Raw genomic sequence first — 23,068 nt, 5'->3', positions numbered from 1 at the left:
ACACCACCCTATATCGCTTCGGTCTACGACGATCAGGGCAGCAAGACCGGCAACCTCGTCGCCGGCGAAACCACCGATGACGACAAACCCACCGTCTCCGGTATCTGGACAGAACCCAATGCCACGGTCGTGCTCTACGACAACGGCAAGGAAGTCGGCCGCACCACCGCCGATGCCACCGGCAACTGGACGCTGGAGCCCAACCACCCCCTGGCTCAAGGGCCTCACGTATTTACGGCGCAGGCTATCGACTCTGCCGGTAACGTCAGTGGCCCCTCCACGGGCTTCCATTTCACTGTCGCGCCACTGGTCAAGCCCAGTGCCCCTACTATCGACAGTGTCTACGACGATGAAGACACCCGTATCGGCTACCTGAACCCGGGCGATATCACCGATGACTGGGCGCCTCTGATACAAGGCAGTGCGACCCCAGGCGTGAAGGTCAACGTCTACGCCAATAACGAGCTCATCGGCAGCACAATTGCCGGTACGGACGGTAAGTGGTCTTTCGATCGCGCCGACCTTGACGAGGGCCAGGTAGCTCTGACAGCTCGCGCTGAAAGTACAGCAGGCAACCTCAGCGATCCGAGCGCACCGTTCGATCTCATACTCGACTTCTCGGCGCCGCAACGTCCCTACCTGGAGCGTATCGTCGATGACATCGGCACGGTGCAAGGAACCGTCTACCACAACACCACCACTGACGACCGGACACCAACGCTGGTGGGCATTGGCCAACCTGGTGACCGGGTCATCGTTCGGGACAACGGTACGGTCATTGGCGAGACCTGGGTGGACGATCAGGGAGGGTGGAGCTTTACGCCCTCGACACCGCTGTCCGAAGGTCGGCATGACTTCAACGCCAAGGCCATCACGGCCAACGGACGGGAATCGGGATGGATGGTGGATGACGAAACCATCTTCGTTGACCTCACGCCCCCTCAGCCTCCTGTAATCCTTACTCTGCAGGACAACAGCGGCCACATCGTGGGCGAAATCCCTCAGGGTGGCGTCAGTGATGAAGAGGTTCCGATCGCCACTGGCTCGGCCGAACCGTTCTCAACCATCACCATGTACAACGCCCTCGGTAACGTGGTCGGTCAGAGCAAGGCGGATGCCAGCGGTTTCTGGCGCCTGTTCGTGTCCGTACCCCTGGAACTAGGCGCGCAGTCGCTGACCGTCACAGCAACAGACAAGGCAGGCAACACTAGCCAAGCCTCTTTGCCCCGAGAATTCACCAAAGTGGAGGCGGGTATTCCCAGCAAACCGGTGATCGAGGGGGTTTACGACGACCAGGGTCGCATCATTGGAAGCGTGCCACACGAGGGTCTGACCGATGACACGCATCCATTGGTGTACGGCACAGCACAGCCCGGCACGTTGGTGAAGCTGTATTCACTCTTCACTCTCGTAGGTGAAGTGTTTGCCGATCAGAACGGACACTGGGAGCTTGAGCTGGATCTACGCAGCATCGGCACCTACCACAACCTGTCTGCCCGATCGTTCACACCAGCCGGTAACTTCAGTGAGATGAGCGACTCCTACATCATCTATATCGACACCACGGTTCCTTCGGCACCGTCGGCAGAAATCTACGATGACGTCGGCCCAAAACAAGGTGAGCTGGGCTATGGAGAGACCACCGACGATGCGATGCCACTGATCGTCGGCCGTGGCCGTGAAGGGGACAGCATCTTCATCAACGTGGACGGCACGGTCATCGCGGAAGTGAAGGTGAGCCCGCAAGGTGAATGGCGCTATGCCTTCGACAAGCCACTCTCCGACGGTCTGCACATCATCACCTTCCAAGCCATGAGCGAAGTGGGGGCAATGGGCAAGGTTTCCGAAGACTACCGCATCATCGTCGAAACCTCGTCGCTGAACGGAGGACGGATGGCAGCCGAAACAGACAATGCAGCGCTGCCTGAGGCCGAAGCGATCATGGCCCTGACGAGCCGCAGTGCATTGCTCTTGGACGACGTGCTAAGCCAACACGGTACGGAGCTGTTCCAACCCTCGCCGGCCATCCAGGACATCACACCCCTTGCCTCGCAGCCGGCGGAACCCGCGGAAGCCAACACTCTGCTCTGGACCCACAGCCCACTGGACATCCAGCTTCTGGAACAACTGGAAGCCAACCAGCAACAGCACCTGGCATAAGTGCAGTCGCGTCCATCCCTTCAACAAAACGGGCCCCTTCGGGGGCCCGCGGAGACCCCATGCGCACCCTCAAGCACACGATCCCTGCAATCGCGCTTCTCGCAGCGCTCGGCTATGCAGCTACTGCACCAGCGGCTCTTTCCGAACAGGCTTTTGAGGAGCCCTACAGCCCAATGCCTGAGCCCAGCCAAAGCCAGGCACAGGTCATCTACTACCGCCTCGATACGGAACAAAGCAGCCCCGACGGCGCCCTTCTGTATGTCGATGGCGAACTGCATACCAGTCTTCTGAACGGTGGTTACACACGCTTCTGCCTGAACCCTGGGCAGCACACCCTTGGCGCGTTTCTCAACGAAGCTCCTACCTACAGAGGCAAAGCAGATACCCCCTTCGAGCTCAATCTGGAAGGAGGCAGAACCTACTTCATGCAAGCCGAACTGGCCTCCGGCCGCCCCGTCCCCCTTTCGCGCGAAGAAGCCGAAACGCAGTTGACGAAAACACGCCGGCAAGCCCATTTGCTTTCACGCGCCTCTAACGTGCAAGCCTGTGTCGAGACCGTTCCCGTCGCAACGCCGTCCCCTACCCCCGTTTACAAGGACTACGACCTCCCCAGTGATGTGTTGTTCGCTTTCGGCAAGTCGGAGCGCAAGGACATAACCGGAGCAGGACGCAAGGCCATCAGTGAACTGATTGCCGCATTGCACCGTGAGCACGCCAATCTACGGCGCATCCTTGTGGTCGGCCACACCGACCCCATCGGACGTGCTGAAACCAACCTCGCCTTGGGCCTACGCCGCGCACAAACCGTCCGCCAGTTCCTGATAGATGGTGGTATTCCAGAACACGTACTGGAGACCGCCAGCATGGGCAGCACAGAGCTGGTAGTAGCCGATTGCCATGGCAACCGTGATGAACAAATTCGCTGCAATGCTCCCAACCGCCGAGTAATGGTTCGCGTGGACGTCAGCCAGGCGCACGCTAACCCCTGACCCGCTACCCCGCCAGAGCCCGGTACCAAGCCGGGCTCTGGCCCCTCACTCCAATTTTTTGGAAAAAGCTCGTACCGACAAGCGATACCCGAAGGGAAGAATCCGCGCCCCGAGCTGAATCGCCCCGGGTTTCGTGGCGGCTTCAACTCTCGAAAAGATGAGGCTATGAGTAAGTCTACGACTTACTTCCCCGAAGTCCCTGAATGTGCCGTGCGCATGGTTCTGGAATACCTGAACGACTGTCCCACCGAGTGGGCGACTGTAGAGGCCATTGCCCCCGAAGATTGGCTGTGCAGCGCAAACCCTGCATGGCTGGATTCGTCGCCACCAGACTGATGCCGGTCAGCGTCCTGGGCCAACCACCGAAGAGCGCGAACGCATCAAGGCGCTGGAGCGTGAGAACCACGAGTTGCGCAAAGCCAACGAGATTCTGCGCCTGGCCAGGGTGTAGACCGCCGCACCAAGTCCTGAGGGCATTTGACGATCAGCATCGTGATCGTCTCGGGATCGAGTCGATCTGCCGTGTCTTGCAGATCGCCCCGTCCGGTTACCGCCGGCACGCGACGCAACGGCGCAACCCGGAACTGCTCCGTTGTCGTGCTCGGTGCGATGACGCGTTGATCCTGGCAATCCACCGCATATGAGACACCAACATGCAGCGCTATGGCGCGGTGAAGGTCTGGAAGCAGCTTGGGCAAGAACAACGGGGCACGATTGCTATACCGAGCGGCTGGCAGAGGCCGGCCTCGAGCCTTCGGTTGGCAGCAAAGGCGACAGCTACGACAACGCCTTGGCCGAGAGCATCAACGGTCTGTATAAGGCCGAGCTGATTTACCGCCAGTCGTGGATGAGCCGTGAAGCTGTTGAAATAGCAACCTTGAAATGGGGGCACTGGCACAACCACCACCGGCTCGGCGATATCCCGTCTGCAGAGGCTGAGGCAAACTTCCACCAGCAATCAACAGTCCAGGCCATGGCAACCTGACTCAAACGAAACAGCCTCCACTAAACCTGGGGCGATTCCGTTCAAACCTTTTTAAATTCAGCCTACAGGGAGGCGATCCGTTTACGGATCACCTCCCTCCATCCTGGCTCATAGGTGGTTGAGAGGCATCGTAGCTTGGCGAACTCAAAGATTCCCGTAAGTTACGTGTCCTGGTGCCTGCCAGTCATCTCAGCTCGGTCGTTACGCCCATCTGTACCAGCAGTTCAGCATTCAGCGTGTCGTGTTGCCAGATCTGATAGCCGATGCCAGATACGGTCAGACGGCCCTGCGTTTGCCAGTGGCCCGAGTCTTCACCTGTACTGAGTCCCTGGAGAGTAACAACATCATCCGCGTCGCCGTTGACCATCATCTGTACCGTATTGCTCTTGTGGAACAGGTCGGTCTGCCCATGGTTGAGAACGTCCTCTACTGAAAGGTTGAGGGTGTTGCTCCCCTTGCCATTGATGTCAATTACCTCGATCGAGCTGATCTTGCCTTTGAGCCGCGTCAAGTCCAAGGTCTGCCAGCTACCTGTCACCATCAAGGTGTCGACTCCACCAAGGCCTGCCAGGCTCGACTTTGTCGAGCTTAGGATGCCGGTGTTTTCTACCTTGAATACGTTACTCTCATCCGTCCCGTAGTAATGTCCGGGGGCCGTGATGGTCTGTTCTGCCGGCTGGCCTATCAGAGTGCTGCTTACGCCTGTGCTGGAGGCGTTGATAGCACTTTCGTCGAGGCCTCCGAGTTTGAGATTGTCAATCCAGATTGACACTTTGGTATCGCGGACGTCTGAACCAATGGCATCGAAGTCGATCCGGTCGTACTTAAGCCCCTCAGGCAGCTTTATGGCTACATCTTTGGTGAATGGGCCTGAGGAGACATTGGTCTCTGATACGGAATTCGCAGAGTAAAAATAGACCATCTTCTCTTTGTAATAGAATGTCAGGTGTATCTTTTCCTTAGAGTAGCCACTCCAACCTGCCGGCCCTGAAGGTACCCAGTTGGTGGTGAGGTCGCCGAGCTTGCAATAGAATTCGCTGGCCGAGCCCGCCTTCATGAACAATGAAACATGGTCGGTGATAACTAGAGCAGAGCCCTGGATAGGGGAACTCAGTTGGAAGGATGGGTACCTGTTGAAATCCTCCGCAGCGATTACGCCTTGTGGAGACTGCAACTGCGGTAAACCATGTCTAAGTTTATCTGAATTTAGAACGAACCCCCCCATATCTATAGCGCCACTGAAAGCCTGCACGCTTCCCAATGCCGTGAATGCGTCGAAATCCTGCTCATAAAGAGCCTGCCTGACCTGGTCAGCTGTAGCTCCACCCATGTCCATTTGAATATTGTCTAGCGCGATGAAGCCGCGTAGTTGTTCCACAGGCATTTTTTCAGGTAAGACTTCGACGCGAACCTTTTTAAATTCAACGCCTGGTGGAAGCTGGATATCGATATCCTTCAGTCGGCTCTCCCGAGGATCGCCAGTGTACTGGTAGGATTTGAAATAGACGGCATTGCCACTCTCGTCATAAAAAGTGAAATGCACGAATCCGGCGTAGCGTTGCTTTGCTGTGACTAAATTATCATGCTGCCAATAGCTATAATCGAAAAAGCCGTCTCCAAGGGTGGCAGCGAAGTGTTTGGAATGGCCTGCTTTCAGCTCAAAGTCTAGTGCGTTTGTTACGCCGATGAAGCCGCCTTTCATAAATTTGGTCGGCTCCCTCCTCATCAAAGTGTATTCGCCAAAAACACCTTGCCAATTATGACTCTCAATATCTGTTGCGCAAGTGATGGTGTAAGCACCCGCATCATAGACTTTCCCTTGCTTAGTCAGCCTGGTTTCTGCGTACTCCATTCCTATTTCAGAGCTGGGGTTAATCGCCCAAGCGTGTGCGCTAAAAAGAGTTCGCGAGATATTCCCAGCCTCATCCACCATCGCAGCGCCATACTCAGCCGGAGGCTGGCCATTGCTGGAATAGGGCAGGCTAACTCGGCCCGCTGCGATTTCATCGAGACTCAATATGTGGCTAATTTTCACCCCATCAATTAGGGCCTCTACTAGAGAACCAGATCGGAACTGAGAGCCTTCGAATGTCACGGTCAACTTACCGTCTGCCCACTGAGTCGAAGTGGGCGGTGGAACCTGAGTATCGAGAACAACCGTTTGCGAGAGTGTGTCACCGGAGCGCCCGTCAGTACTTACAACACGTGTCTGTATGCTCCAGTCTTGAGTGTGAGTACTTTGGTCCGACAGGTACCAGCGACCATCCGCTTCTACAATCGCGTTCTGCCACGTAACACCGTCGTTGACCGAGACTTGTACCTGGTCGCCATTACCCAGCTTGCCCTGGATGGTGCCACTGATCAGTCGCCCTGCTGTTCCGTCGTTTGTGCGGAAGTCACGGTTATTTGTCCCGCTATCCTTGGTCATGCTGTCAATGCGTGCTATTGCCGCCGGGTGATACGTGTCCACTACAAAGTTAACGGGTTTGCTTTCTCCGCTGCTATTGCCGGCGATATCGTTCACTTCCGTACTGAATGAGTGTGAGCCATCCTTCAATGGATGTGGCGGGGTGAATGACCAAGTGCCGTTTGTTGAGACAAGGGTACGCCCTAACTCCAGGCCATTGTCATAGACGATAACCGTGGCGTATGGCTCGGCTGTGCCCACAAAGGTAGGGAGGTTGTCGTCTGTGACCGTGCCAGAGGTAATCTCACCCTGCACGGTGCCTACATCGTCCATTAGTTTCTGGAGTGCTGGCTTTGGTGCTGTGGTATCTACCTCGATGGGGTAGCGAATGCTCTCGCTGCTACTGTTTCCGGCTGTGGAAATTGTTTTGCAGGTAATGATATTGAGGCCTTCAGCAAGATTACGTTCTGGTTCGAACGACCACTTGCCGTCTGTCCCAGCAACAGTACTGCCAATCACTAAACCATTGATGAGGATTTGCACAGTTGCGCCAGCAGTCGCGCTGCCTTGGATGAGAGGTTTTGCATCATCGGTGATGCCACCACGCGGGACATTTCCGATGATGCTGCCCTGGTCGTCATAGACGCTCTCGATGATGGGGGTGTTGGGGCGGCCGGAGGAGGCCAGGGTGAACGCGAAGGCATTGGAAGGCAGACTGGTGTTGCCCGCCACGCTGATCGATTGGGCGCTTAGGCTGTGGCTGCCCAGGGGCATGGGCAGGCTAGGCTCGAAGGTCCACTGGCCGTTGGTATCGACACGGGTCCTGCCGATCTCGACGCCGTTGTCGAATACCACCAGCGTGGTGTTGGCTTCGGCGGTACCTCTTATCAGCGGTCGGGAGTCGTCGGTGGTATCGCCTGGGTTGAGCGGGCCCGTGACATCGCCCTGGTCGTCGAAGACCTGTGTAATAGCAGGGCGTGCAGGGGCGAGGGTATCCACGCTGAACACATGGTCGGCCGAGGGTAAGCTTGCGTTGCCGGCCTGATCGATCGCGATGGCACTCAGCCTGTGCTCGCCGTCTGCCAAAGGCAGGGCGGGTTCTACGGACCAGCGTCCATTGGCATCCGTCTGGGTCCGTGCGATTTCGCGGTCAGTGTCATAGATCACCAACGTAGACAGGGGCTCTGCCGTGCCGGAAATCAGGGGGCGGGCATCGTCTGTGATGCCGCCTTGGGCAATCGGGCCGGTGATGCTGCCTTGATCGTCGAACACGCGCTCTATAACGGGGCGGTCCGGTGCGCGGGTGTCGACGAGAATGGTGTGCGGCTTCGACTCGATACCGAGGTTGCCGGCAGTGTCCACTGCCTGCAGGACAAAGTCGTGCTGACCATCAATCAACGCTTTCGATGGAACATATTGCCAACCGCCATTGCTGTTGACGGTCACCTCCCCGATCACCTGGCCGTTGTCCTTGATAAGGATTCGATCACCCGGTTGGCCGTTGCCCGTTAGCGTAGGGCGGTTGTCATCCGTGATGCCTAGGTGGGGAATCGGCCCCTGGAGAGGTCCGACGTCATCGACCACCGCCTGCAGCGAAGGGGTGTCGGGAGCGATTGTGTCGATGACGATCACGTAATCCGCGCTCACTGCACTCGTATTGCCAGCAGTGTTGGTGCTTTGTGCGGTCAGTGTCTGGGGGCCGTCAGCCAGCGGAGTCGACGGGACCAGCAGCCAGATGCCGCCGGCATCTGCTGTGGTGGTACCGATGACCTGGCCATTCGCCTTGACCGTGACGGTGCTGTGGGCGGGAGCCTTACCATTGAGTTTCGGCTGGGCATCATCTGTAACGCCGCCACGCGGGACATTGCCTGTGATGCTGCCCTGGTCGTCGTAAACCCCCTCGATAGTCGGTGCATTGGGCTGTCCGGTAGCTACCAGGGTGAAGGTATAGTCCTGCGACCAAGGGCTGGCGTTGCCGGCACCATCAATGACTTGTGCCTTGAACGCATGTGCTCCGATGGTTAGGGGTGACGTGGGTTCGAATGTCCAGGAGCCGTTGGTTTCGACCGTGGTGCGACCGATCTCGCGGCCGTTGTCGAACAGCACGAGCGTGGTGTTAGGTTGGCCGCGCCCGTTTACCCGAGGTTGGGCGTCGTCAGTGACGCCGCCTGCGGGAATGGAGCCGGTTAGGTCGCCCTGGTCGTCGAGCAGGTCGTCAATGGTGGGCGCAAGCGGGCGGCCACCTGTAACGAGGGTGAACCCATGGGGGAGAGAGGCTGTACTGGTATTGCCAGCGGCATCCATGGTGCGTGCGGTCAGGCTGTGCGCGCCAGTGCTCAGCGGACGGGAAGGCTCGAAAAGCCAGGTTCCGTCGCTTTCCACAAGGGTGCGACCGATCTCAATGCCGTTGTCGTAGAGCACAAGGGTTGTGCCGGCCTCGGCAGTGCCACTGATCAGCGGTTGCGCATCGTCTGTGATGCCACCGGGTAGCACCGGGCCAGTGACATCACCTTGGTCGTCCAAAACCGAAAGGATGACGGGGCGATCCGGCGCGGTGGTGTCGACGATGAGTGTGCGAGGAGGGGACTCCTGGCTACGATTACCCGCCGCGTCAACCGCCAGGATGGTGAAGGTGTGCGTGCCTTCTGGCAGTCGATAGGGGGGGATGAACTGCCAGTTTCCAAGTGCATCGACCGTGGCCTCACCAAGGGGTTTGCCGTTGTCTCGGATCAGGACCCGAGCACCCGGCTGGCCTGAACCGACCAAGGTGGGCAGGGTGTCGTCAGTGGTGCCCAGGTGAGGTACAGAGCCTTGGATTGACCCGACGTCATCGATGACGTCCAAGAGTTCAGGCAAGGCCGGGGCGGTGATGTCGATGATGATCGAGTAGCCGTTGCTCTGGGTACTGGTATTGCCGGCTGGACTGGTGGCCTGGGCCGTGAAGACGATGGTGCCTTCGGGCAAAGGGCTGTTTGGCTCCAGTGACCATTGGCCACTGGTATTAGAGGTGGTTCGTCCCACCTCCCTACCATTGGCGTAGAGCGTGATGACCATGTTGGGCTCGGCGATCCCGCGGACCAGCGGCAGTGTATCGTCGGTCTCGCCGCCCTGCCCGACCGGGCCGACGATGCTGCCCTGGTCATCGACCACGCTGGTTATGGTCGGTGCCTGCGGTCGGCCGCCGGGCAGCACGGTGAACGGCAGCAGGTCGGACAATGCGCTGGCGTTGCCGGCTTGGTCGAAGACCCGGGCGGAAAGAATGTGCTCGCCCAGTTCCAGTGGCCGGGTCGGTTCGAAAGCCCACTTGCCATTTGCATCAATGGTGGTCCGGCCGATCTCACGGCCGTTGTCATAGACGCGGACCGTGGCATGGGGTTCGCCGGTCCCGGTAAGAAGGGGTTGCCTATCGTCGGTTACACCGTTGAGCGCAATACTGCCGGTCAGGTCGCCTTGGTCGTCTTGAAGATCGGTTACCTGTGGGCGGGCGGGTGAGGAGGTGTCGATCGACAAGCGGTGCGGCGGTGTTGCGACGCTGGTGGCTCCAGCGGCATCCATGGCCATTATGGTGAAACTGTGTTCACCCTCAGCCAGGTTGGATTTTGGCGTAAAGCGCCAGTTGCCCCGGCTGTCCACGCGGGTTTCGCCCACCAATTGTCCTTGGTCATCAATCAGGATGCGCTGGCCAGCGACAGCCTTGCCGATGAAGGTTGGCCGGGCGTCGTCGGTGGCCTGCTGATCGGCAATGGGGCCATGGTCCAGACCGACGTCATCACGAATTTCCAGCAGTTGCGGGGTGTCCGGCAGTCCGGCGGTCAGTTTGAACCCATAGGGGAGGCTTTCACGGCTGAAATTCCCCGCCTCGCTCTGAGCCACAGCCGTCAACGTGATCGCCCCGTTCTCAAGGGCGGCAGGAGGGGTTATGGACCATTGGCCGCTCTGGTCGGCGAAGGTGCTGCCGATGGCTTTGCCGTTGGCGTAGACGGTGACCTTCAGCCCAGCTGTTGCGCTGCCGCGTACTACCGGACGAGGATCATCGGTCAAGCCGTCACGGGGAATACTGCCGGTCACGCGCCCAGCTGTATCCTGAAGTTCGTCGATGCTGGGGGCGGCAGGTAGCTGGGCAGATAGAACCTGCAACTCGAAAGCGTCGGAGGGTTGGCTGGCGTTGCCGGCCTGGTCAATGGCAAGGGCTGTCAGGCTGTGGGCCCCTGGTGTGAGGGGGCTGGATGGCGTCAGACCCCATGAACCATCTGCCAGCGCCTGGGTGCGCCCCACTTCCTGACCGCTGTCGAACACGACTACTGTGGTCAGGGGCTCAGCGGCACCGGAGATCTTCGGACGGGTGTCATCGGTAGTCCCGCCTTGAGGAATCGGCCCGACGGCCTGCCCCTGGTCGTCGTAGAGATCGTCGATGCTGGGTCGCTTGGGGGCTGTGCGATCAACGATCAGACTGTGGATATCACTAAGGGCACTGAGATCGCCCAGTGGATCCTGCGCCTGGACGGTTAGGTCATGACGGCCCTCGGCTAATGGAATGCGGGGTGTGAAGCTCCAGTTGCCTTGGTCGTCAGTGATGGTTTCTCCCAGCTTGCGATCACCATCCTTGATCAGAATGCGATCGCCAGGCCGAGCCGTACCCTGCAGCGTTGGGCGGTTGTCATCGGTTGCCTGAAGATGAGCGACGGGGCCCTGGATCGTACCGACATCGTCAAGAATGTTGAGCAGGGTGGGGCGCGGAACATGGGCGAAGGGGGCGGCAGACAACAGTGCCGTAGCGATTGGCTCCGGACTCGGCGATAGCTGTATCGCTGCCCCGTCATCCAGGCGCGTCTCCAATGCATCGGCACTGGCATAGATGTGGAGTGAGCCATCATGCCTGCGTGCTGCCAAGGTACCGGGAGTATTGAAGAAGTCCTGAATGACCAGCCAGGGCTGTTTGATGCCCAGCGCGAGGTCTTGGCCCCGTCGTTGCAGCTCGGGGGAGAGCAAAGAGTCATCTTGGGTGCCCGTGTCGAGCAGGTAAAGTGCGCCGGGCAGGGCCATTACTTGCAAGGGCGTGGCGGCAGTCGTGGCTGAGGGAGCCTCAATGAGCCGGGTCGTGCCGTTATGAAGGATATGGACGCTAGCGTTGCTGTTGCTCAATGGACGGTCCTCGCGGTGTGGCTACCAGCGGTAACCACGACGAGGAAAGCGTCTATCGATACCGCAGGCCTGGGTTTCGGGGCGCGGATTCTTTCGTTCCAGGGACGTTCGTCGATACGAGATTTGTCTCAAAAGGCCGTATGGTCATCCAGCCAGGGTGTATCCGACCTCCTTGCCGTTGTCCAAGAGGGCCACGGTGGCTTGAGGCTCTGCGGTGCTCGGCATGATGAGCGTGTCGTCATGGTTCTTCACCGTCGACGGCGACCAGTCCATTTACGGCTGGCGCGGCGCACGGATCGAGAACATCCAGTATTCGCCAGCGACTTACTGGATGCGCAGACCATCCGCCTGGAGCAGAACTACCGCGCCATTACGGACATCCTCTACCGCCCAACGCACAAGTCGCAGGTGCAAGGTGAAGTTCGAGAGCGAAGCCAGCAAGCGGCTGATGCTGGCCTAGGCGAAGCTGCAGCCGCTCTGAACAGCGTGTGAAGGCCGCCTTGTCAGATCGTGTGAAAACCAATTGAGCGCCAAACCCTGAACAATCAATGGTCATCTTTGGCACGTTCTCGCTCGTTATGAGCGAGATCAGCTCATGAAATACCTGAAGACTTCGCGTAGCAACGTTAGCCTTCAGGCCGAGCGGGAGTTTTCACACAGTCCGTTGTGGCGGGCTTACTCGGCTCGTGTTGGGGGTGGCGGGGTGCTCAATGAGAACAGCGGTACACCAGGGCCACGCAGCTGCTTGTTGAACAGCCGCCATTCACGCTCCACCACGTCGTAGGGTACGTACAGGCTGAGGCGCTTGCTGCTCTCCAACTCCGGGAGCATTGGGCCGAATGCCTTGAACATGCCGACAGTCACACCCACGGCTGCGCCGTCGGCGCCATACACCGGCCCTCCGGACATGCCTTGGCTGATGGGCGCATCGTTGACGGCATACGCGGTCGGGTCGCTGCTGCTGGGCCGGATGAGTGCGCGTTTGGCCGTCCCTTCCCCTTCCACGATCACCAGCAGCGGGCTGACGCCTGCGGTGCGGACCGTCTCGCCCGGTACCGCCGCCCGCCACTTTGGCACGGGGCCTTGCGCTTCGTGGTGGATGAAAACCAAGTCACACCCGGTACTGCAGCGATGCACAACGTTTGGCAGCCAGGGAATATGTGCAACGCTAACCGCGTAGTGTTCGTTCCACTGCACGGCACTACCCAGAAAAAAGTAAGGCATGGGAAAGCCGGAACTGACCCGCATCAGACCCTTGGCTTTCGAGTGATCTGCAAGCGGGATCAGCGTGCCGTTGCAACCTGCCAACAGCAGGGCGGACAACAGCGCAAACACATGCGCATGCATGATTTCACTCCTATCAGGTCTGTTCAGTGTGAAGCTTAGATACGACGTGACAGGGCGTTTCACTAAGCCCTCCGTGACGTGATGGACGTCACGTCCATACGCCAAAATAGGGCTCTTCGCGGAATCTGGGGAAAGAGTGGGTTGACAGTCGGGGAGTGGGTAAATTGGCAGTCGCCAAACGAACCAACGCCCACTCCCTGCCGCCACCGTTCACCCTATTGATCTTGCTGCTTTCTGACCAGGCTACGAGCCTGTCGCCAATCTATCTATGACACCCTGCTGATTGAGCTCGAGCTTCAAGCCGGCTCTGGCCCTATCTACAAACGCTGTGGTCAGCCGCTCCATTAATCCACGAGCGGCGGATTCGCCAGGTGCGGGCGGATGACCGAGCGGATCGACTGGTTGGCGCCGGCGTCTCGTCTGACTCAGCGCTTGCGCGTCTGGCTCGAAGGCTTGAGCCACGTCAGTCGCCTTACCGGCCTCTCAAGGCACTGGACAGGCACCATCTGGAAGCAGAGGTCGGGGCCTTCGAACCGGGCGACGTACGCCGCTTGGTGACGGACGAGTTTGCTCTGCACACGGGACACCGCTACGCCACGGTGATCATGGATACCGAGCGGACGCGGGTACTGTGGGTCAGACATGGCAACAGCCGTGAGGCGATCCATCCGTTCTTCGAGCTACTCGGCGAGCAGTGCCAGCAGATCGAGGCGGTGGTCATGGATATGAACACCGCCTTCGACCCGCAGGTCGAAGTGATAAGCCTTTTTATGGAGGTGGCTCCGCAGGGTGCTGTCGGCGGCCTTGGGAGCCAAACTGGTTATCGAGTTCTACGGGGGTCTGTTTCGCTCTACGGCCCCACACCTGCCTCAGAGCGGCTGCAGCTTCGCGTAGGCCAGCATCAGCCACTTGCTGCCTTCGCTCTCGAACTTCACCTGCACCCGGGCCTGGGCGCCGGCGCCTTCGAAGTTGAGGATGGTGCCCTCGCCGAACAGCGCGTGCTGCACGCGCTGGCCGAGGGTGAAGCCGGTCTCCGGCACTTCGGCGCCGCTGAACATCGACGGTGTGCGCGGGGCGCTGCCGGCCATCGGGCGGCTGACGGTATTGCCCAGGCGCACTTCGCGCACCAGCGAGGCGGGGATCTCGCGGACGAAGCGCGAGACCTTGTTGTAGGTCTCGCTGCCGTACAGGCGCCGGGTCTCGGCGTAGGTCAGCACCAGGCGCTGCATGGCGCGGGTGACGCCGACGTAGGCCAGGCGGCGTTCCTCTTCCAGGCGACCGGGTTCCTCCATGCTCATCTTGTGGGGGAACAGGCCCTCTTCCATGCCCACCAGGAACACCAGGGGGAACTCCAGACCCTTGGCGCTGTGCAGGGTCATCAGCTGGACGCTGTCCTCGAAGGCATCGGCCTGGGCTTCGCCGGCCTCCAGCGAGGCGTGGCTGAGGAAGGCCTGCAACGGCGTCAGCTCCTCGTCCTCCTCGCTGTTCTCGAAGGCGCGGGCGGCGCTGACCAGTTCCTCCAGGTTCTCCACCCGGGCCTGGCCTTTCTCGCCTTTCTCTTCCTTGTGGTAGGTGATCAGCCCGGTCTGCTCGATAACGGTCTGGGTCATCAGGTGCAGGGGCATCTCCAGGACCTTGGCGGCAAGGTTCTCCACCAGTTCGACGAACACCGCCAGGGCCGACGCAGCACGCCCCGACAGGCCCTTGTTGGCCAGCAGCAGGCGGATCGCCTCCCACATGGACACGTCCTGGGCGCGGGCGAATTCGCGGATGCTCTCCACCGTCTTCTCGCCGATGCCACGCGGCGGCACGTTGATCACCCGCTCCAGCGCAGCGTCGTTGCCACGGCCGTCCAGCAGGCGCAGGTAGGCCATGGCGTTCTTGATCTCGGCGCGTTCGAAGAAGCGCTGGCCACCGTAGATGCGGTAGGGGATCTTCTCCCGCAGCAGCGCCTCTTCCAGCACCCGCGACTGGGCGTTGGAGCGGTAGAGGATGGCGATCTCGCTGCGGGTCATGCCGTCCTTCAGCGCGCTCTCGATGCTCTCCACCACGTAGCGGGCTTCGTCGTGCTCGTTGTAGGCGGCATAGAGGCCCAGCGGCTCGCCGTCCGGGCCGTCGGTCCAGAGTTCCTTGCCCAGGCGGCCGTTGTTGTTGGCGATCAGGGCGTTGGCGGCCTTGAGGATGGCCGCGGTGGAGCGGTAGTTCTGCTCCAGGCGGATGGTCTGCACATCCGGGAAGTCGCTGGCGAACTGCTGGATGTTCTCGATCCGCGCACCACGCCAGCCGTAGATGGACTGGTCGTCGTCGCCCACCACCATCAGGCTCTCGCCGCCCTGGGCGAGCAGGCGCAGCCAGGCGTACTGCACGGCGTTGGTGTCCTGGAACTCGTCCACCAGCAGGTGGCGGAAGCGCCGCTGGTAGTGCGTCAGCAGGCTCGGCTTGTCGCGCCAGAGGTCGAGGGCGCGCAGCAGCAGCTCGGAGAAGTCGATGACCCCGGTGCGCGCGCAGGCGGCCTCGTAGGCCTCGTAGATCTTCAGCATGGTGGCGAGGAACAGGTCGCCGCCAGCCTGGATGTGCTGCGGGCGCAGGCCCTCGTCCTTCTGCCCGTTGATGAACCACTGCGCCTGGCGCGCCGGCCAGCGCTGCTCGTCCAGCCCGAGGTCGCGGATCACCCGCTTGATAAGCCGCTGCTGGTCGTCGCCATCGAGGATCTGGAAGTTCTCCGCCAGCCCGGCCTCCTGCCAGTGCGCACGCAACAGGCGGTGCGCCAGGCCGTGGAAGGTGCCCACCCACATGCCGGCCGGGTTGATGCCCAGCAACTGCTCGATGCGGTGGCGCATCTCGGCGGCGGCCTTGTTGGTGAAGGTCACCGAGAGAATGGAATGAGGCGAGGCGCCCTCGGTGAGGATCAGCCAGGCGATGCGATGCACCAGCACGCGGGTCTTGCCGGAGCCGGCGCCGGCCAGCACCAGCTGGCGGCCCAGCGGGGCGGCCACAGCCTGCACCTGGGCATCGTTGAGGGACGCGATGAGGAGTTCGGGGTCGTTTTGCATCGCGGCATTCTAGGGGGGCGGCCCAGGCAGGGCAAACCGATGACCGGGCGGTCGGCCAGACGGCACGCAGCCTGCGTGCCAGAGCGCCCGCCAAAAGTTGGGAGGCGCAAGGGAGAATGGCATCACATAACCCTTTGGCGACTCCGCAGGCTCGGGTAAGCTCCGCCGACGCCTAGGCAACCATTACAAGAACATCGCCTATGACCGCGACTCCCAACCAGGCTTCCCCTGTGTTTGCCGACGATGATGCCGCGCCACTGCGCGCCCCTTTCGCCGCCGACCTGGCGATCGAACGCACGCGCCTGCTCTACCAGGGCTCCCGGGTCCCGACCCTGTTCATGCTGCTCAACGGGCTGGCCTGTGCCAGCCTGCTGTGGCGTTCCGAACTGGCGGCCCTGCTTTCCGGCTGGCTGATCTGGCTGGTCCTGCTGGCCGTGCTGCGGCTGACCCAGGTCGCCGCCTTCAACCACGCCCTGCCTTCGCGCCAGGCCAAACCGCACTGGCACCGCACCTTCCTGCTCGGCGCCGGCGCCTCGGGGCTGACCCTGGCCTTCCCGGTGGTCTTCCTGGTACCGGCGGACGCCTTCCTGCAGCAGGCGCTGGTCTACGGGCTCGCCGCCGCCGCCATCCTCTCCGCCAGCGTCGCCTACGCCGTCAGCCTGCCGGCCTTCCTCGCCTTCGCCCTGCCCTGCCTGCTGCCCACGGTCAGTTGGCTGCTCGCCAGCGGCCACCCGCTGCTGCGCGGCTGGGGCCTGCTGAGCCTGACCCTGCTGGCAGCGCTGATGGTGGTGGCGCTGCAGGTCAACCGCCTGGTGCGCAACAGCCTGCTGCAGCGCCTGCAGAACCAGGCCCTGATCGACAACCTGGAGCACGCCAAGAGCCGCGCCGAAGGGCTCAACGCCGAACTGGCCCGCGAGGTGGAGCAGCGCCGCCGTGCCGAGCGGGAGCTGCGCGGTGCCCACGACGAACTGGAGATCCGCGTCGCCCAGCGCACCCTGGAGCTGGCCGACGCCACCCACGCCCTGGCCAAGAGCGAGGCCCGCCTGGCCCTGGCCCTGGAGGCCAGCGAGCTGGGCCTGTGGGACTGGAACCTGGAAACGGACGAGGTGCACCACACCCAGCTCAAGGCCATCTTCGGCCTGGAGAGCGACGAGGTGGCTCGCGTGCTCAGCGACCTGCGCCCCTGCCTGCACCCCGATGACGTGCCGCTGCTGCGCCGCGCCCTGGTGGACCACCTCAAGGGCCGCAGCGAGGACTACGCGGTGGACTACCGCGTGCGCCACCGCGACGGCCGCTGGATCTGGGTGGAAGACCGCGGCCGCGCCGTGGAGCGCAACGCGCGCGGGCGTGTGCTGCGCATGGTCGGCACCCGCCGCGACGTCACCGCCCGGCGCCAGGCCGAGGAGCAGCAGCGCCTCGCCGCCACGGTGTTCGAGGCCGCCAGCGAAGGCATCGTCATCCTCGACCCGGACTACCGCCTGCTGGCGGTCAACCAGGCCTTCACCCAGGTCACCGGCTACCGCGCCGAGGAAGTGCTCGGCCGCGCCGTGGTGGAAATCAGCGGCACCCGCGAGAGCCGCCGCCAGTACCACCTGATCCGCCAGCAACTGGAGCATGACGGCTGCTGGCAAGGGGAGCTGGTGGACACCCGCAAGAACGGCGAACTCTATCCACAGTGGCTGCAGCTCAACGTGGTGCGCGACTCACGCGGCCAGGCCAGCCATATCGTCGGCTTCTTCTCCGACCTCTCGGCCCGGCGCGAGGCCGAGGAGCGACTGCGCTACCTGTCCCACTACGACGACCTCACCGGCCTGGCCAACCGCACGCTGTTCCGCGACCGCCTGCACCAGGCCAGCGAGCGGGCTCGCGAGAACGGCCACGGCCTGGCGCTGCTGCACATCGACCTGGACCGCTTCAAGGTGCTCAACGACAGCCTCGGCCACGAGCTGGCCGACCAGTTGCTGCGGCAGATGGGCCGGCGCCTGGCCCAGGCTGCGCCGGAGGCGGACACCATCGCGCGGCTGTCCGGCGACGAGTTCGCGCTGATCCTCGACCGCTACGGCAGCCTCTCCAGCCTCGCGCGCACCGCCAGCCGCCTGCTGGCCAAGCTGCGCACGCCGATGACGGTGGGCGGCGAGGAGCTGGTGGTCAGCGCCTCCCTGGGCATCAGCCTGCTGCCGGACAACGCGCGGGAGATCACCACCCTGGTCAGCCAGGCCAACATGGCCATGCAGCACGCCAAGCACCTGGGCGGGAACACCTTCCAGTTCTTCACCGACAACCTGCAGGCCTGCACCTTGGAACGCCTGCAACTGGAAACCCAACTGCGCAAGGCCATCGACGAGGGGCAACTGGAGGTCTTCTACCAGCCCAAACTGTGCCTGGCCGACGACAGCCTCAACGCCGCCGAAGCCCTGGTGCGCTGGCGCCACCCACAGATGGGGCTTGTCCCGCCGGGGGACTTCATCGGCCTGGCCGAGGAAACCGGGCTGATCGCCCCCATCGGCGAGTTCGTCCTGCGCCAGGCCTGCCTGCAGGCCCGCGACTGGCAGCGCCAGGGCGTGGCGGACATCCGCGTCTCGGTGAACCTCTCCGGGCACCAGCTGCGCCAGGGCAACCTGGTGGCCCTGGTGCGCCAGGTGCTGGCGGAAACCGGCCTGCCGCCGCGCCTGCTGGAACTGGAGCTGACCGAGAGCCACCTGCTGGAGAACGTCGAGCACGTCATCGCCACCTTCCACCAACTGCGCGAACTGGGGGTGAAGCTGGCCATCGACGATTTCGGCACCGGCTACTCGTCCCTGAGCTACCTCAAGCGCTTCCCGGTGATCGACCAGACCTTCATCCGCGACCTGTCAGTGGGCGGCGAGGATGCCGCCATCACCCGCGCCATCATCGCCATGGCCCACGGCCTGGAGCTGAAGGTGGTGGCCGAGGGCGTGGAGACCACCGAGCAACTGGACTTCCTCAAGGAACAGGACTGCGACGAGATCCAGGGCTACCTGCTGAGCCCGCCGGTGGAGGCCTCGGCCTTCACCGCGCTGCTCCGCGAGCAGAGCGCTACGCTGTGGCGCTGACCGGCTCCGGCAGGTCGCGCAGCAGCAGCCCGTGCTCCAGGTCGAGGTCGGCAGGCAGCGGGATGTAGAGGACGTGGCCGTCCCCCGGCGCCACCTCGCGACGGCTGCCGTCGCCGGCCTGCAGCCCATGGAGAATGAAGCCGAGGTTGCCGGCAGGGGTCATCAGCTCCACGCGGTCGCCCACCTCGAAGCGGTTCTTCACCACCACCTCGGCCAGTTCGCCCCGGCGCACGCCGGTCAGCTCGCCGACGAACTGCTGGCGCGACGGCCGCGAGCTGCCGAAGGCGTAGTTCTGGTAGTGGTCGTGGGTGTGACGGCGCAGGAAGCCCTCGGTGTAGCCCCGGTTGGCCAGTGACTCCAGGCGCTCCAGCAGGCGCGGCTCGAAGGGCCGGCCGGCCACGGCGTCGTCAATGGCCTGGCGGTAGGCCTGGGCCGTGCGGGCCACGTAGAAGTGCGACTTGGTGCGCCCCTCGATCTTCAGCGAATGCACCCCCATGGCCACCAGGCGTTCCACGTGCTGCACGGCGCGCAGGTCCTTGGAGTTCATGATGTAGGTGCCGTGCTCGTCCTCGAAGGCAGGCATGAAGTCGCCGGGGCGGGTCTCGTCCTCCAGCAGGAAGACCCGCTCGGTGCTCGGCCCCTCGCCCAGGGTCGGCGCCGGCTGGCAGGCGTGGACGATGTCGCCGAGGGTGTCTTCCCGCGCCTCACCGGCTTTGTACTGCCAGCGGCAGGCGTTGGTGCAGGTGCCCTGGTTGGGGTCGCGGTGGTTGATGTAGCCGGAGAGCAGGCAGCGCCCGGAATAGGCCATGCACAGGGCACCGTGGACGAACACCTCCAGCTCGATGCCGGGCACGGCCTGGCGGATCTCGCCGATCTCCTCCAGGGACAGCTCGCGGGAGAGGATCACCCGCTCCAGCCCCTGGCGGTGCCAGAACTCGACGCTGGCCCAGTTCACCGCGTTGGCCTGCACCGACAGGTGGATGGGCATGGCCGGGAAGTGCTCGCGCACCAGCATGATCAGCCCCGGGTCGGACATGATCAGCGCATCCGGCCCCATGGCCACCACCGGCTCCAGGTCCTTGAGGAAGGTCTTCAGCTTGGCGTTGTGCGGGGCGATGTTGACCACCACGTAGAAGCGCTTGCCGGCGGCATGGGCCTCGGCGATGCCCAGCGCCAGGTTGGCGTGGTCGAACTCGTTGTTGCGCACCCGCAGGCTGTAGCGCGGCTGCCCGGCGTAGACGGCATCGGCGCCGTAGGCAAAAGCGTGGCGCATGGACTTGAGGGTGCCGGCAGGGCACAGCAGTTCGGAGGCGGGAAGGCGGGACATGGGCAGGGCTCGTGACGCGAAAAATCGCGCATTCTAGGCAAGCCCCCAGCCACGGGTATTGCGCTGGAGCAATGCCGCTGCACGCCCACAACGCCGAGACCGATCGATGCGGTTCGCCGAGCTCACCGCATCCTACGGGCCCGCTCCATTCGTAGGATGGGCTGAGCTGTGCGAAGCCCATCGTTGGGGTGGACCACGCTTCACCGGTCCACCAGCGGAGCCAGACCGAGCCCAGCCGGTGACGTCCAGCCAACGCGGCGGTCTGGCTCTTTAAAGCGACCTCCACGCAGCGGCCTGGCGTTTGAGGCGAGGCTCAGTCGTTCCACGCCCGCCCTTGCAGCTCCAGCAGGCTGTGGGCCTGCTCCGGGCCGCTGGAGCCGGCGGGGTAGCTGCGGGGGCTCTGGTAGTGCTCGTGCCAGCCTTCAAGGATCGGGTCGACCCAGCGCCAGGCGGCCTCCACCTCGTCGCGGCGCATGAACAGCGTCGAGTCACCCTCGATCACGTCCAGCAGCAGCCGCTCATAGGCATCCCAGCGCCGCTGGCTGAAGGCCTGGGCCAGGTTCAGGTCCAGCTCCACCGGTTCCAGGCGCATGCCCTTGCCGGGGTTCTTGGCCATCAGTTGCAGGCTGATGCGCTCCTCCGGCTGCAGGCGGATCAGCAGGCGGTTGGCCTCGCCGCCGTTGAACAGGCGGTGGGGCACCGGCTTGAACTGGATGACGATCTCCGAGTACTTGCGCGCCAGGCGCTTGCCGGTGCGCAGGTAGAAAGGCACGCCGGCCCAGCGCCAGTTGTCGATCTCCACCTGCAGGGCGACGAAGGTCTCGGTGTCGCTGTCGTTGTCGACGTTCTTCTCGAAGTAGTAGGCCGGCACTTCCTGGCCGCCGATCTTGCCGGCGCTGTACTGGCCGCGCACGGTCTTGTCCTGCACGTCGAGCCCGGAGATGGGCTTGAGCGCTTCGAGGATCTTCACCTTCTCGTTGCGCACCGCCTCGGCGTCGAAACGCACCGGCGCCTCCATCGCCACCAAGCAGAGCAGCTGCAGCAGGTGGTTCTGCACCATGTCGCGCATGGCGCCGGCCTGGTCGTAGTAGCTGCCACGGTTCTCCACACCCAGGGTCTCGCACACGCTGATCTGCACGTGGTCGATGTGACCGGCGCGCCAGATCGGCTCGAACAGGGCATTGGCGAAGCGCAGCGCCATGAGGTTCTGCACCGTCTCCTTGCCCAGGTAGTGGTCGATGCGGAACACCTGGGATTCGCTGAACACCTTGCCGATGGCGGCGTTGATCGCCCGGGCCGACTCCAGGGAATGGCCGATGGGCTTCTCCAGCACGATGCGGTCGTCCGGCCCGCCGAGCCCGGCGATCTGCAGGTGCCGGGCGATGTCCTCGAACAGGCGCGGGGCGATGGCCAGGTAGTGGACGCGGGCGCGTCCCTGGAGCGGGCCGAGGTGGCGCGCCAGGCGGCCGAAATCGGCGCTCTGGGACACGTCCATGGCGAAGTAGTCCAGCCGCTCGGCGAACCCGGCCCAGTCCTGCTCGGTGAACTCGGCACGGGCCACCTGGGCGCGGCAATGGCGCTCGGCCAGGGCGCGGTAGCGGTCGATGTCCAGGGGATTGCGGGCAATGGCGAGGATGCGCAGCTGCGGATGCAGGCGGCCGTCGCGATGCAGGTGATAGAGCGCCGGCAGCAGCTTGTGAAGCGCCAGATCGCCGGTGCCGCCAAAGACCAACATGTCGCAAGGCTGGGTCACGTGTGCACTCCTGCGTGGTTTGCCTGGGCGGGGAAGCGGGTCATGTAGTATAACTACACGGTCACTACAGCCTGACCGTCGCCGATCATAACCGAGTTGCCCGGCCGAATAGATCGCGACCTGCGGCGTACTTCCCCACTTCGAAGAGCCTGCCCAGTGAATCTGCTGCAACATATCGCCCAATCGCGCCATCTGCTGCGCAAGTCGGAATTGAAAGTCGCCGATCACGTCCTGCTCGACCCCGCCGCCGTCATGCACAGCTCCATGGCCGACCTGGCGCAGAGCGTCGGGGTCAGCGAGCCCACCATCGTGCGCTTCTGCCGTGCCATCGGCTGTGGCGGCTTCCAGGACCTCAAGTTGAAGCTGGCGCAGAGCCTGGCGGCGGGCGCCAGCTTCGGTCAGTTCGCCATCCACGAGAACGACTCGGTGGCGGACTTCAGCCTGAAGATCTTCGACACCACCCTGCACACCCTGATGGACGTGCGCGAGAAGCTCGACCCGCAGGCTCTGCAGGCCGCCATCGCCGCCTGCGCCCAGGCCCAGCGCGTGGAGTTCTACGGCTTCGGCGCCTCCGGTGCGGTGGCGGCCGATGCCCAGCACAAGTTCTTCCGCCTGCTGCTGACCGCCGCGGCCTATTCCGACCCGCACATGCAGGCGATGTCGGCGGTGACCCTCAAGCCCACCGACGTGGCCATCTGCATCTCCCAGTCGGGCCGCTCCAAGGACCTGCTGATCACCGCCAACCTGGTCCGCGAAACCGGCGCCACGCTGATCACCCTGTGCCCGAGCCAGACGCCGCTGGCGGACCTGGCCACCGTCAACCTGGCCATC

9 protein-coding genes, 3 pseudogenes and 1 other annotated feature are annotated in these 23,068 nt (G+C 62.8%); of the genes and pseudogenes, 7 read left to right on the top strand and 5 right to left on the bottom strand.

Features of this window, described 5'->3' with window-relative positions:
* The 3 genes and pseudogenes from A7D27_RS25150 to A7D27_RS27550 form a co-directional block, all read left to right on the top strand.
* On the top strand, positions 1–2,160 hold a 2,160-nt coding region (locus A7D27_RS25150; RefSeq protein WP_256557211.1), incomplete at its 5' end, for an Ig-like domain-containing protein.
* A gap of 59 nt (positions 2,161–2,219) precedes the next feature.
* Positions 2,220–3,149 (top strand): OmpA family protein, encoded by a 930-nt coding sequence (locus A7D27_RS25145; RefSeq protein ID WP_069566478.1) that lies wholly within the window; start codon positions 2,220–2,222, stop codon positions 3,147–3,149.
* 165 nt (positions 3,150–3,314) lie between these two features.
* Positions 3,315–4,134: pseudogene (locus A7D27_RS27550) on the top strand (integrase core domain-containing protein).
* Positions 3,583–3,691 (top strand) — a sequence feature (AL1L pseudoknot). (Overlaps the previous pseudogene by 109 nt.)
* 184 nt (positions 4,135–4,318) lie before the next feature.
* Here the strand turns inward: A7D27_RS27550 and A7D27_RS25135 are convergent.
* On the bottom strand, positions 4,319–11,683 hold the full coding sequence (locus tag A7D27_RS25135) for an Ig-like domain-containing protein (RefSeq protein ID WP_069566477.1): 7,365 nt from the start codon (positions 11,681–11,683) through the stop codon (positions 4,319–4,321).
* A gap of 256 nt (positions 11,684–11,939) precedes the next feature.
* Here A7D27_RS25135 and A7D27_RS28540 point away from each other — a divergent pair.
* A pseudogene (locus A7D27_RS28540) lies at positions 11,940–12,067 on the top strand (UvrD-helicase domain-containing protein); the annotation flags it as partial.
* Between the two features lie 291 nt (positions 12,068–12,358).
* Here the strand turns inward: A7D27_RS28540 and A7D27_RS25130 are convergent.
* A complete protein-coding gene (locus tag A7D27_RS25130; RefSeq protein WP_083265782.1) occupies positions 12,359–13,030 on the bottom strand; it encodes a trypsin-like peptidase domain-containing protein in 672 nt (223 codons plus the stop codon).
* Positions 13,031–13,399: 369 nt separating this feature from the next.
* On the opposite strand from A7D27_RS25130, the pseudogene A7D27_RS27545 reads away from it, so the two are divergent.
* Positions 13,400–13,821: pseudogene (locus A7D27_RS27545) on the top strand (transposase); the annotation flags it as partial.
* Between the two features lie 78 nt (positions 13,822–13,899).
* Here the strand turns inward: A7D27_RS27545 and uvrD are convergent.
* On the bottom strand, positions 13,900–16,083 hold the full coding sequence (gene uvrD, locus A7D27_RS25120) for a DNA helicase II (RefSeq protein WP_069566476.1): 2,184 nt from the start codon (positions 16,081–16,083) through the stop codon (positions 13,900–13,902).
* Between the two features lie 200 nt (positions 16,084–16,283).
* Here uvrD and A7D27_RS25115 point away from each other — a divergent pair, with 200 nt between their 5' ends.
* On the top strand, positions 16,284–19,157 hold the full coding sequence (locus A7D27_RS25115; protein WP_069566475.1) for a GGDEF domain-containing phosphodiesterase: 2,874 nt from the start codon (positions 16,284–16,286) through the stop codon (positions 19,155–19,157).
* Here A7D27_RS25115 and yegQ read toward each other — a convergent pair.
* Together yegQ and zwf are read right to left on the bottom strand one after the other, a co-directional pair.
* Entirely contained in the window at positions 19,141–20,484 is a 1,344-nt protein-coding gene (yegQ, locus tag A7D27_RS25110) for a tRNA 5-hydroxyuridine modification protein YegQ (RefSeq protein WP_069566474.1), read from the bottom strand. The genes A7D27_RS25115 and yegQ overlap by 17 nt on opposite strands.
* A gap of 313 nt (positions 20,485–20,797) precedes the next feature.
* Positions 20,798–22,219 (bottom strand): glucose-6-phosphate dehydrogenase, encoded by a 1,422-nt coding sequence (gene zwf, locus A7D27_RS25105; protein ID WP_218188495.1) that lies wholly within the window; start codon positions 22,217–22,219, stop codon positions 20,798–20,800.
* A 174-nt stretch (positions 22,220–22,393) separates the two neighbouring features.
* On the opposite strand from zwf, the gene A7D27_RS25100 reads away from it, so the two are divergent.
* Positions 22,394–23,068 (top strand): SIS domain-containing protein (locus A7D27_RS25100; RefSeq protein ID WP_069566472.1); only part of this gene is annotated, 675 nt, incomplete at its 3' end.

Source organism: Pseudomonas sp. 1D4, assembly GCF_001728925.1.
In the GTDB taxonomy this organism is placed as follows: domain Bacteria; phylum Pseudomonadota; class Gammaproteobacteria; order Pseudomonadales; family Pseudomonadaceae; genus Metapseudomonas; species Metapseudomonas otitidis.
This window is presented reverse-complemented; position numbering and strand designations above follow the sequence as displayed.